Source organism: Taklimakanibacter lacteus (assembly GCA_003576695.1).
Lineage (GTDB): Bacteria > Pseudomonadota > Alphaproteobacteria > Rhizobiales > Aestuariivirgaceae > Taklimakanibacter > Taklimakanibacter lacteus.
In genome coordinates this window covers 105,001-117,216 of record QOZQ01000016.1, presented here as the reverse complement: position 1 = coordinate 117,216, position 12,216 = coordinate 105,001, and the positions used below count along the sequence as shown (strand labels likewise).

Below are 12,216 nucleotides of genomic sequence, written 5' to 3'. Positions count from 1 at the left end.
GATCCTTCATCCAATCATCATCGCCGCTTCCCGCAAGGGCGTGCAGAAGCGACTGCCGGACGATAACAAAAGTTCGCAAACCGTCATCCCGGCGAAAGCGGGGATGACGATTGAGAGTAATCAATCCTGCTTGAGATAATCATGGATCACGCGGCCATAGGGCAGTGTGAGGTCGGCGATGAAATGATGGGCGCCGACGATCCGGCGTACTGGCAGATCGGCGACCGGCGCATTGACATGCGGCACGAGATGGAGCCGCCCCGGCCCGATCCATGAGCCTTTGACGGTGATCTCGGTGAGATTATAGGCGATGAGCTCGCAGATATCGTGGCGCCCGTCCTCGCCCGGGATGATCTTCAGGTTGACTTGCGTCTTGCTCAATATGGCGGTGGTCTTCTCGCCATTGCCCGCCATGCTCTCATGCTTGTAGCCCATGGTGCCCATGGCGACGAGCTGGCCGCCATAGTCGAGCGTGCCGGTCAGGGTGTCTTTCACCACTTCGAGCCTGGGATGCGCATATTTCTTGGGGAAGCCCCAGATCTCGCGCCCGGCGACGATCGGCGGATCGTCATCGAGATACATCTGGGCCACGAAACTCATCTCCGCGCCCTGGTGGCGGCAGGGAATGACCATGCCGGATTCCGTGTAGCTGCCGAAGCCCGAGCTGTCCGGCATCCTGATCCATTCGTAATGAACCAGCGGCCGCTCGACGGGCTCGAGCGGTTCCGGCAGCTGCTCGCGGACGAGCTCCGCATCGGTCTCATAGGTGATGATCATGTATTCGCGGTTGACGAAACGATACGGCCCCTTGGGATAGCTCGGTCCCGCCAGCGGCATGGATGGCAGATCGAGGATATCGGCGATGCGCATGGAACGATCCCCAGATGAGTTAGTGGCAGGTCCAGCCGCCATCGATCGGGATGATGGCACCGGTGATCGAGCCCGCCGTATCGCCGGCGAGGAACAGGACCAGGGAGGCGACTTCCTCCACCGTGACGAAGCGCTTGGTTGGCTGCGCCGCCAGCAGCACATCGCGGATGACGGCATCTTCCGAGATGCCGCGTGCTTTCGCCTGTTCGGGGATCTGCTTCTCGACCAAGGGAGTCAGCACATAGCCCGGGCATACGGCATTGGCGGTGACGCCATGCTCCGCACCTTCCAGCGCCACCGTCTTGGTGAGGCCGGCGATGCCGTGCTTTGCCGCGACATAGGCGCTCTTGAAGGGCGATGCCACCAGCGCATGGGCGGAGGCGAGCTGGATGATGCGGCCGAATTTGCGGCTCTTCATCCCCGGCAGCGCATGCCGGATCGTATGGAAGGACGCGGACAGGTTGATGGCGAGGATCTGGTCCCATTTTCCGGCCGGGAATTCCTCGATCGGCGCCACATGCTGGATGCCGGCATTGTTGACAAGGATATCGACCTTGCCGAAGGCCTGCTCGGCCTTGGCCACCATTTCGCCTACGCTTTCCGGGCTCGACATGTCGGCGCCGCTATAGAGCACCTCGACGCCATGTTGATCGGCGAGGCGTGCTCGGGTGGCCTCGATCTCTTCGGGCTTGCCGAGGCCGTTCAGCATCACGTCGTGGCCGGACTGCGCCAGCGCCGTCGCAATCGCAAGCCCGATGCCGCTCGTCGATCCGGTGACGATGGCGCTTCTCTCTGTCGTCATGTCTCAGCTCCCTGGACGATGAAACTGAGCTAACGGAGGTTTCATTTAAGTCTTGTGACAACAAGGCGTCATGCGCGTGTCACACCGCATTGGTTTGCTTCCGGGGACGAGAAAAATTCGGGGCGGATCATGGACAAGAAAGTCGAACAGCCGGCGGCCGGTCAGAAAAGCGTTGGCTGGCGGCCGGCACGCTGCGAACGTGTTGCCCTTATCTTCCAGGGCGGCGGCGCGCTTGGCGCCTATCAGGCGGGCGTCTATCAGGCGCTTCATGAAGCCGGGATCGAGCCCGACTGGGTGACCGGCGTCTCGATCGGCGGCATCAACGCCGCGATCATCGCCGGCAATCCGCGCGAGCGTCGTCTTGCCCGCTTGCGCGAGTTCTGGGAACGCATCACCGCCCGCAAGATCTGGTCCTTCACGCCGGATGGCGACATGTTCCGCCGCATGCGCAACTCGATCTCATCCTACATGACATTGAACGACGGCCAGCCGGGCTTCTTTCGCCCGCACGTGATGAACCCGTGGTTCAGCCCGGCAGGTGCCAGGACCGCGACGAGCTTCTATGACAGCGCCCCTTTGCGCGACACTTTGCTCGACCTCGTCGATTTCTCGCTGATCAACGAGCACCGATCGCGCTTCTCGGTCGGTGCCGTCAATGTGCTGACCGGCAATTTCGTCTATTTCGACAATCGCGACGAGGAGATCACGCCGGAGCATGTGATGGCGAGCGGTGCCTTGCCCCCGGCATTGCCGATGGTGAAGATCGGCACCGATTATTTCTGGGACGGCGGCATCGTCTCCAACACGCCGCTGCAGCATCTGCTCGAGCAGGAGGACAGCCTGAACACGCTGGTCTTCCAGGTCGATCTGTTCAGCGCCCGGGGCACATTGCCGCGCGAGATGGCCGACGTCATGGGCCGCCATAAGGACATCATGTATTCCTCGCGCACCCGCTACAACACCGACATGTACCGGAAGCTGCAGAAATGGAAGCTGCGCACCCATGCCGCCCTTGCCCGTATCCCCAAGAAGGATCTCAGCGAGGACGAGGCGCGCTGGATCAAGGAGCTCTCGGACCTGCCCGAACTCACCATCATCCACCTGATCTATCAGCAGAAGGCCTATGAGGGGCACGCCAAGGATTACGAATTTTCCGGCACCTCGATGCGCGAGCATTGGCAATCGGGCTATGAGGACACGCTGAATACGCTGAAGCAGAAGCAGTGGCTCGATCTGCCGCCCGATGGCGGCGGCATCTGGGTGCATGACGTGCACCGTCTCGCCGAGGGCCTGCGCCGCGGGGCTTAGCTTAAATTCCCCTCCCCCTTGTGGGGAGGGGTTAGGGGTGGGGGTCGGGTGGTATCGCAGTACTTCCGCTTGCAAAATGCGGAGAGACCACCCGACCCCCACCCCGGCCCTTTGGGCCGACCCTCCCCACAAGGGAGAGGGTAAATCTATTGCGACGTCTCGACCGGACATTGCTTGCCGGGCTCCACCTCCCAGGTGGCCGGATCGACGATCACGCCCTGCTGGCAGGTCGACATCTTGTCGGCGATGGTGCCTTTGAGCCTGCCATAGGTCCCCGGTACCGGCGTCGGCTGCGCGGCCGTGATATTGTAGGTCTTGCCCGCCGCCTCGAGGATGATGCAGTTGGGCTCAACGCCCGCCGCGGCGCAGCCCAAGACCTCTATCTCCTCCGCGCTTGCGGCGAAAGCCATCAGGGCAAGCAGGCTGGCCGAGGGAATCAGGATACGCAGCATGACGGGAACCTCCCTTGTGAACGATGCAAGGATACCGCGCCTCTCGCCGGAAGGACAGGCTCAGTCCGTCTCCGGCGGGTAATTGCGCAGGAGCGCCGGCTTGAGCTTGGGAAGGTCGCTGCCGCGATCCGCCAGCGCCGCGAGCTTCGGCGTGTTCGCCTCGAACCACGGGCGATTGGGCCGCCAGCGCGTCATCACCGCGATATAGATATCGAGCGCCGAGAACCGTTCGCCGAGAAACCAGGGGGCTCCCGCCTCCGCCTCGACCATGCGCCAGAGCTTCTTCTGGTAATCATCCACATTGGCGCGGAAGCCTGTCGCCGCCTTCCCGTCCGGAACGAAGCGGGTTGGCACATCGGCATAGGTGAAGGTCGGATAGATGTTGGCGACGATGAAGATGAGCCAGCGCAGGAAGCGCGGCCGCGCCGGCTCGCCGGACTGCGGCACAAGCTCATGGCTGCCCGCCGCATCGGCGAGATGGAACGTGATGGCGGCGCTCTCGGTCATCACCTGCTGGTCGGGAAGGATGAGAACGGGAACCTGCGCCAGGGGATTGAGCTTGCCGAGCGACCGGCGCGCCGACGCGTCCTCGAAGAGATCGCCAGCATCGACGAAGTCAAAGGCCAATCCATACCAGTCGAGCTGCGCCTCGGTGAGGACGGAGCCCCAGCCATAGCGTCCATAAAGCTTGTAGCGTGTCATCTGTCCTCCCCCGGCAGGCTTCTGTCCGGGGTCCATAAACCCGGATCGGCGCCGCCTGTCCAGCGCCGGCCGTTAATCTTAACCGAGCCTCTGCCATCCCGGCGCGGCCGATGGCACGGTTCGTGCTCGGTGACCTGCTCCAATCCGGGAGTGCACAGGTCCATGTCAAATCGGCGCAGAAGGGCGCAAAAAAGCGTCCAGGAGGCCCAGACGGTGTCGCATTTCGCCGAAATGCCCCTCACCGTGCCGCTGATCCTCGACCTCGACCGCTGCCTGATCGCCGGCGACCTCCTGTTCGAGAGCTTCGTCGTCGCCCTGCGCGGCAACATCCTGGTGGTGTTCTCCTGCTTCTATTGGCTGCTGGCCGGCGGGCGCGCGCATCTCAAGCGCAAGCTCGCAGCCATCGCCCCCCTCGACACCGACCTCATCCCTGCCAATGAGGGGCTTGTCCCCCTGGCCGAGAATGAGATGCGGGCCGGCCGGCCGGTGGTGCTGGCGACCGCCGCGGACGAGCTGCTCGCCAGCCGCTTCAGGCGCCGTTTTGCCTTACTGAGCCGGGTCATCGCTTCTGATGGCGCGCGCAACCTCAAGGGCGCTCGCAAGGCCGACACGCTTCGGGCCGAATATCCACAAGGCTTCATCTATGCGGGCGATTCACCGGCCGATCTCCATATCTGGAGACATGCTGCGGGCGTCGTGACCGTCGGCGCTTCCCAGGCCACACGCCGCAAGGCGCGGGCGCTCGGCAAGCCGACGGTCGATTTCGACGGCCCCCGCCTCACCGCAAAGAGCCTGCTCAAATCGATCCGCCTGCAGCAATGGGCCAAGAACGCGCTCGTCCTCGCCCCGGTGGCGCTCGCCGGCAAGCTCGGGAATGTCGACGCCTGGCTCGATGCCGGCCTCGCCTTCCTCGCCATCGGCCTCCTGGCTTCCGCCACCTATCTGGTGAATGACCTGTCCGATCTCGCCGATGACCGCAAGCACTGGTCGAAGCGCAACCGCCCCCTCGCTTCGGGACGCATGCCCATTCCGGTGGCCCTGCTGCTGGTTCCGGGCCTCCTCGCCATCGCGGCGGGGCTCGCCCTTGCCTTGGGTCCGGCGGGTTCCGCCGTCCTGGCCCTCTATGGCGCGACGACGCTGCTCTATTCCTTCAAGCTGAAGCGGGTGCCGATCGTCGATGTCATGGCGCTCGCCGCACTGTTCACCTTGCGGCTGCTGCTCGGCGTCGTCACCATCGGTGCGGCGCTGTCACCCTGGCTGTTCGTCTTCTCGATGGCGCTGTTCTTCTCGATCTCGCTCGCCAAGCGCCATGTCGAGCTGGTCCGCCTGCGCGCTTATGCCATGGAGAAGAGCGTCGGCCGCGGCTATGACACGCGCGACGAGCCCCTCCTTCTGGCCCTGGGCGTCGGCTCGGCGCTCTCGTCGGTAGTGCTGCTGTCGCTCTATCTCTCCGCCGACGCCTTCCGTGCCGCCTTCTATGGCGCGCCGGAATTCCTGTGGTTCGCGCCGGCGATCATCCTTCTGTGGCTGTCGCGCATCTGGCTTTTGTCGCAGCGCGGCGAGCTCGATGACGATCCGGTTGCTTTCGCCCTGCGGGACCGGCCGAGCCTCGTGCTCGGCGCCGCCCTCGGTCTCGCTTTCCTCGCCGCGGCTTTCGGGAACCGACTGCCATGGCTCGCCTGATCGCGAGGCTCGAGGGGCCGCTGCTCGCCTTCCTGGTCTGCGGCACGCTTGCCGCGGCGGTGAGCTGGTTCGCCCGCATGATCCTCTCTCTGTGGATGCCTTTCGGGACTGCCGTCATGGTCGCCTATGCGATCGGCATGCTGGCGGGCTTCCTGCTCTACCGGCGCTATGTGTGGACGGCGAGCGACCGCTCGCTGATGGGCCAGATCATCGCCTTCATCGCGGTCAACATCGCGGTGGCCGTCCTCGTCCTCGTCACGGCGCTGGGCCTCGTGGCCCTGGGCGAGTTCATCGCCGGACGATCACCGATCATCGAGGCCTTGGCGCACGGCGCGGCAATCGCGGTTGGCGCCGCCGCCAACTATATCGCCCATCGCGAGATCACCTTCCGGGTGAAGCCGCGGACTAACCCGACTTCGTGAGCGCCAGCACCGCGACCGTCGCCACATTGAGCACGACGCCCCAGGTGACCAGCAGCCGGAAGATCTCGAGCCGCGCCTGGGTGAGCGCGGGCACCAGAACGAGCAGCGCCGCCGGCAGCCAGTCCAGCACATAGCGCTGCGCATTGTACTGGCTGAAGCCGTTGGAGTGGTAGAACAGGAGCGCTGCCGAAAAGCCCGCGATCAGCAGAAGAGCGAAGAACTCGATGCGGCCGAGGCGTGTGAAGAACAGCAGCAGCAGCCAAGGGCTGGCCGCCAGTATGGCGGTGCCGGCATTGTCGAGACTGCCGAGCGTCAAGCGCGCCGGGCCGGTGAAATCGGCGTGGAAACCCTGGAGCAGGAAGTAGAACAGGTTGAACGGAACATAGTGGATATTCCATAGCCCGTAAGCCGCCACTCTTTCACCGAGCACGCTGCCATCGGCGGTGAACTGGATAGTATTGTAGCCCGAATCGAGAGGATCGCCGAAGCGCCAGTAGTTATAGGCCAGATAGACGGCGAGAGCGGCGAGGATCGGCAGGCCGAGCTTGAAAGCGGCGGCGATGCGCGCTGCAGTGATGCGCAGGAGCGGCTCGTCCGGCCGGAAGGCCAGCAGCAGAAGCAGCGGCGCATAGAAGATCGACATCTGCCGCGACAGGAGCGCGCAGCCGAGCGCCAGCCCCGCCGTCACCGGACGGCGGCCCACCACCACCTCATGGATGGCAAGAGCGATGAAGAAGAAGGCGACCGACTGGGCGAAGAACCAGACGCCGTCGCCGCGCAGCACCACATAGTAAAGAGGGCTGGCGAAGCCGATCGCGGCCACCAGCCACAGCCGCTGGTCGTCGGAGAGGCCGTAGCTCCTGAAGATGCGGTTCCACAAGGCAAGGGCTGCCGCCCAGAGCGCGATCGAGAGGGCGACGAAGCCCTTGGTGTAGATGCCGAACAGCGCGACCAGCGGCATCGCGAGGAGCGCCGGGAAAGGCGGGAAGACGATATAGGTCTTGCCGTCGCGCATGCCGCAATCCGCGCCGAAGCAGGCCGACACGTCGGACCTGCCGGACAGCAGGCCCTCGGCGACGAGCGCATAGGCATTGGTGCCGCCGGCCTCGGTCAAGGCCCTAAAGAAGGCCACCGCCAGCAGCAGCACGCACAAGGCTCCCGCCCCCAGCAGGAGCAGCAGATTGCGTTTCCCCATGGTTTCGATGCCCGCGCGCATGTTCCCGCCCCTGGCAATTGCGGAGGCGAATCATAGAGGAAGTGCGGCTGATTCGCTTGAGGCCCGGTTGAAGGCTGCCGAGCAGGCCCTTCGGGTTGAGGAGATTGTTAAGAAGCCCCTGCACCCATCATTTCCGGCCATGGCTCGCCGGCCTCTCCGTTTCCTCCGGCGCGTTAATGGCCGGACGAAAGCTCTGAAACTCTGACGCAGAAGCGGGCTGCGCGAAAGGGGAAAAGAAGAATTTGAAAAGGCGCACGCGTCATTCTCTGATTTGCTCCCGTTTCAACGGTAGTTTTCTTCCCGCAAGCCAGCAGCCCTCATCGGACGGTTACGAGCGACACGAATGCCTTCAGTCTTAAGACCGTTCCGTCCGAAGGCCGAGCATGTGGTCGGCATAGTCGAGCGCCTTGGTCGTCCGGTCGAGCCAATCGCGTCCGTCGTCGCTGTCGGGTCCGGCTGCGATAGCATCCCCGACGGCGCGGGCCGCGGCTTCGACACCGCGCGCGATCGCCTCCAAGGCTGCCAGGTATTCGGCGTGACGGCCGCCGCCTTCGTGAGTTTCGGAGGCCCGGCCTTTTGCCATGATCAGCAAGGCAAGGAGCTTTGTCGACAGATAGCCGATCCGTTCACAGACCGCTGTCACGCTAGCGGGTGCCGAACCCGGGCTGTAACCCCCGATCTTTGCGAGCAGCGCCGCCCTCTGGCGGGCCAGTTCGGCGAGCGCCTCCGTCATGACGCGGATGCCTGCGTCGGTGAAAGCGAATGCGCGCGAGGCGGTGAGGACCGGCTGGTCCAACCTGATTTCGCGTGTCCAACCGATCTCCACCATCTCGGACCACAGCGCGTCGTTGGGGCTGCCGTGACCGGTAACCATGAGGGACTCGGGCTGCACCACGGCAGCTTGGTTGACGGACAGGTCGCCGGGGCCGAGTAAAGCGAGCCGAGTCCAGAGGTGCGGCGCAATCTTGTCGGCTCTAACCTGCGTCACGAGACGGTTCCGGTGTTGGTGCTGATGCGCCCAGTTCAGCACGCCGGCGTCAATACTGCGTAAAGCCGAAGTGGCAATTTGAACAGAATGGTGCTTGGCGGAGGCGCCCTTCGCATGAAAGAGATAGCTTAGTCTAGTAAAGAGGTTCGATATCGAGCCCGGCGCGCTCCGACCATATCTGCAAGATACTGAAATCACTCGCCTTGGGCGGGTAGCCACCCCTGCCGAGCGCCACCAGGATTTCGCCCCTCTGCGACACCATTATTGTCTGTCGCCTTTGGGTTCCGAACGGCGTTTCGCGCCGCAGGGACCAGAAGGAATAAGATTGTCGCTTCGCCCTGATATCAGGCGCGAATATGAGTTGATGATTCATGCGCAGCGCTTCATCCCGCAGTTCGGCGGGAGAGAGTAGCTCGACGATCCGCCAGGTGCTGGTGCCTTGCTGAATCTCAAGCCCACTGAAGCCCGATTTCGGCTGGGCCGGCGAAAAATAGTCCCACTTCGGTCCCGTCTCGCGGAGCCACGCGTCGATCTGCAGTGAAAGCACTTCCGGTGACAGGTCCGTCATTGCAAGGTCGGGCTGTGGTGGCGGAATGATGATCCGACGTCCCTCGTTGTCATAGCCTCTCCTCCGAGCAAACTTTCGCGCCCAGAGGAAATCCATCAACGAGCCTATCTTGCGGCGATCGAAGTCCGGATGGACGATGAGGAAGCTATATACGGAAAGCCAGAAATCATTGTGGGACAAGATCATCCCGGACCGGCTGCCAATAACAGCTTCCGCCAGGCCTCTGTCGCCACCCAGACCATGGATCTGTCCCCAGAGCAGCGCGCTTTCGATCATGCAGTCGCCGGGCACCAGCATTATGTGATCCGCCATCGCCGGAGTGAGTTGCACGGGCAATCTGGCGGATCCGATGTCCTTACCGCTGCCCACATGCAGATACAGCTCGCGAAACGACTCAGCATTCTTTCCGGTCCTGAGCCACGCCTGATCCATGAAAAGCGGGACCGGATGATCAACCATGAGATGGCGAATCAACGAGCCGAGCTCGCGCCTCCACTTGTCCGCCGGCGAAAAGACTCTCGCCTCCCAGATGTCGGGCGGCGGCACCCAGTCTTCGGGCTTCCTCAGCCATTGATTACGCCGTTCGTGCAGGCTGCAAATAGCGACAGCACAGGGAAACTCGCGCACTCCAAAGACTGCGCTCTCCACCAGAAAACGAGGCGATACCTTCCTGATTTTGAGCAGAAGTTCGAGAAGTGATTCGCGCGATGGCGTGTCGCTCGGGGTAAGCGCGACGGCGCGCGCAAGTCTCCGCCAGTCAAGGCTCTCGACACCCCTCCATGAAATCCGCCCGAAGCAAATATCCTCAATCAGCTTCTCGGGAGAGCGCACATACTGGGTCGAGCGGCGGGTGTTCTCCTGCGCCCACAGTTTCTGTTCCGCCGCGATTTCCTCCGGCGTTTTCCCGGCGAGAAACTTCAGCGAGTTTTTGCGGCACCATTTGGCGTAACCAAGAGCACCGCCAAAATGCGAAATGTGAGCGCGCATGTCGAGCTGCGACACGGCAGGCTGCCCGGTTTTCTCCTTGCTCATGGGGGAGAAGACTAGCGCACTATTGCCACAACAAAAAACCCGCCGGCGATTGCTCGCGCGGCGGGTTTTGATGGAATGGTGAAGAAGTTGTTTGCACATTCTCGGTCTGTCTTTTGCAGGCCTGGCAGCGACCTACTCTTCCGCGTCTTAGGACGAAGTACCATTGGCGCTGAGGCGTTTAACGACCGAGTTCGGGATGGGATCGGGTTCAGACACCTCGCCATAGCCACCAGGCCGGCGAAAGACAGACAATCAACTAGGTTTTTCCGACAATACCCGATGGGTATTGAAAATGAGAACGATCAAGCCGTTCGAACGATTAGTACCAGTAAGCTCCACGCCTTACAGCGCTTCCACACCTGGCCTATCAACGTGGTCGTCTTCCACGGTTCTCAAGGGAGAAATGGTTTCGAGGTGGATTTCCCGCTTAGATGCCTTCAGCGGTTATTCCGTCCGCACATAGCTACCCTGCTGTACCGCTGGCGCGATAACAGGTCCACCGGAGGTGCGTTCATCCCGGTCCTCTCGTACTAAGGACAAATCCTCTCAATTCTCCTACAATCACGGCAGATAGGGACCAAACTGTCTCACGACGTTTTGAACCCAGCTCACGTACCACTTTAATCGGCGAACAGCCGAACCCTTGGGACCTGCTCCAGCCCCAGGATGTGATGAGCCGACATCGAGGTGCCAAACGATTCCGTCGATATGGACTCTTGGGAATCATCAGCCTGTTATCCCCGGCGTACCTTTTATCCGTTGAGCGATGGCCCTCCACACATGGGGCCACCGGATCACTATGACCGTCTTTCGACTCTGCTCGACTTGTCAGTCTCGCAGTCAGGCAAGCTTATGCCATTGCACTCGACAGCTGATTTCCGACCAGCTTGAGCTTACCATCGCGCGCCTCCGTTACTCTTTGGGAGGCGACCGCCCCAGTCAAACTACCCACCATACACTGTCCCGGACCCCGATAAGGGATCGCGGTTAGACATCCATGTCAACAAGGGTGGTATTTCACATTTCGGCTCCACGAAAGCTAGCGCCTCCGCTTCAAAGCCTACCACCTATGCTACACATGCCAGCACGAATGCCAGTGTAAAGCTATAGTAAAGGTGCACGGGGTCTTTCCGTCTGACCGCAATTACCCCGCATCTTCACGGGGAATTCAATTTCACTGAGCCGATGCTGGAGACAGTGGGGAGGTCGTTACGCCATTCGTGCAGGTCGGAACTTACCCGACAAGGAATTTCGCTACCTTAGGACCGTTATAGTTACGGCCGCCGTTTACCGGGGCTTCGATTTGGAGCTTGCACCCCTCCTCTTAACCTTCCGGCACCGGGCAGGCGTCAGGCCCTATACGTCATCTTAGGATTTCGCAGAGCCCTGTGTTTTTGTTAAACAGTCGCCACCCCCTAGCCTGTGCCCCCCGCCAATGGTTGCCCACCGACGGGGCCCTCTTATCCCGAAGTTACGAGGGTAATTTGCCGAGTTCCTTCAGCATCGTTCTCTCAAGCGCCTTGGTATACTCTACCTGTCCACCTGTGTCGGTTTCGGGTACGGTCTGATGCAGGGGCTATTTCCTGGAACTCATTGACTGCCTTCGGAATCCGATAACTTCAGACAGCTTCTTGAATTCGTCACCACCTGCTGGCCCACGAATATTAACGTGGTTCCCATCGACTACGGCTTTCGCCCTCGCCTTAGGAGCCGGCTCACCCTGCGCAGATTAGCTTTACGCAGGAACCCTTGGACTTTCGGCGGGAGTGTTTCTCACACTCCTCTCGTTACTCATGTCAGCATTCGCTCTTCCGATACCTCCAGAGGCCCTCACGGGTCCTCCTTCACAGGCTTACGGAACGTTCCGCTACCGCGTATACTTGCGTACACACCCTAAGCTTCGGTACATGGCTTAATTCCCGATACATTTTCGGCGCAAAGACCCTTATTTAGACCAGTGAGCTGTTACGCTTTCTTTAAAGGATGGCTGCTTCTAAGCCAACCTCCTGGTTGTTTTGGGATCCTCACATCCTTCCTAACTTAGCCACGATTTGGGGACCTTAGCTGTAGGTCAGGGTTGTTTCCCTCTTCACGATGGACGTTAGCACCCACCGTGTGACTGCTGCACATTACTTCCAGGTATTCGGAGTTTGGTTAGGTTTGGTAATCCTAT

Annotated in this window: 10 protein-coding genes and 2 rRNA genes (1 of these 12 only partly in view); 3 read left to right on the top strand and 9 right to left on the bottom strand. The window is 61.6% G+C overall.

The window, feature by feature from the left end:
* Positions 1-120 precede the first annotated feature (120 nt).
* Complete coding sequence (locus DT068_RS26595) at positions 121-870, bottom strand: acetoacetate decarboxylase (protein WP_119392922.1); 750 nt, start codon at positions 868-870, stop codon at positions 121-123.
* 19 nt (positions 871-889) lie between these two features.
* Complete coding sequence (locus tag DT068_RS26590) at positions 890-1,672, bottom strand: 3-hydroxybutyrate dehydrogenase (protein ID WP_119392921.1); 783 nt, start codon at positions 1,670-1,672, stop codon at positions 890-892.
* 129 nt (positions 1,673-1,801) lie between these two features.
* On the opposite strand from DT068_RS26590, the gene DT068_RS26585 reads away from it, so the two are divergent.
* Positions 1,802-2,980 (top strand): patatin-like phospholipase family protein, encoded by a 1,179-nt coding sequence (locus DT068_RS26585; protein WP_119392920.1) that lies wholly within the window; start codon positions 1,802-1,804, stop codon positions 2,978-2,980.
* 146 nt (positions 2,981-3,126) lie between these two features.
* Here the strand turns inward: DT068_RS26585 and DT068_RS26580 are convergent, their stop codons facing one another.
* Both DT068_RS26580 and DT068_RS26575 read right to left on the bottom strand, forming a co-directional pair.
* Complete coding sequence (locus DT068_RS26580; protein ID WP_119392919.1) at positions 3,127-3,432, bottom strand: hypothetical protein; 306 nt, start codon at positions 3,430-3,432, stop codon at positions 3,127-3,129.
* Positions 3,433-3,492: 60 nt separating this feature from the next.
* Entirely contained in the window at positions 3,493-4,134 is a 642-nt protein-coding gene (locus DT068_RS26575; RefSeq protein WP_119392918.1) for a glutathione S-transferase family protein, read from the bottom strand.
* A gap of 162 nt (positions 4,135-4,296) precedes the next feature.
* On the opposite strand from DT068_RS26575, the gene DT068_RS26570 reads away from it, so the two are divergent.
* The gene (locus tag DT068_RS26570) at positions 4,297-5,817 is read left to right on the top strand and encodes a UbiA family prenyltransferase (RefSeq protein WP_368905266.1); all 1,521 of its coding nucleotides are present in this window, start codon (positions 4,297-4,299) and stop codon (positions 5,815-5,817) included.
* The gene (locus DT068_RS26565; protein ID WP_119392917.1) at positions 5,805-6,239 is read left to right on the top strand and encodes a GtrA family protein; all 435 of its coding nucleotides are present in this window, start codon (positions 5,805-5,807) and stop codon (positions 6,237-6,239) included. The genes DT068_RS26570 and DT068_RS26565 overlap by 13 nt, the downstream gene beginning before the upstream one ends.
* Here DT068_RS26565 and DT068_RS26560 read toward each other — a convergent pair.
* The 5 genes from DT068_RS26560 to DT068_RS26535 form a co-directional block, all read right to left on the bottom strand.
* Positions 6,223-7,455: a hypothetical protein gene (locus DT068_RS26560; RefSeq protein ID WP_119392916.1), complete on the bottom strand. Its 1,233-nt coding sequence runs from the start codon at positions 7,453-7,455 to the stop codon at positions 6,223-6,225. The two genes, DT068_RS26565 and DT068_RS26560, sit on opposite strands and share 17 nt — an antisense overlap.
* A gap of 355 nt (positions 7,456-7,810) precedes the next feature.
* The gene (locus tag DT068_RS26550; RefSeq protein ID WP_162914476.1) at positions 7,811-8,443 is read right to left on the bottom strand and encodes a hypothetical protein; all 633 of its coding nucleotides are present in this window, start codon (positions 8,441-8,443) and stop codon (positions 7,811-7,813) included.
* 133 nt (positions 8,444-8,576) lie between these two features.
* Entirely contained in the window at positions 8,577-10,142 is a 1,566-nt protein-coding gene (locus DT068_RS26545) for a hypothetical protein (RefSeq protein WP_162914475.1), read from the bottom strand.
* A gap of 20 nt (positions 10,143-10,162) precedes the next feature.
* Positions 10,163-10,277 (bottom strand): 5S ribosomal RNA (gene rrf / locus DT068_RS26540).
* A 64-nt stretch (positions 10,278-10,341) separates the two neighbouring features.
* Positions 10,342-12,216, bottom strand: a 23S ribosomal RNA gene (locus DT068_RS26535); it runs 869 nt beyond the window's last position.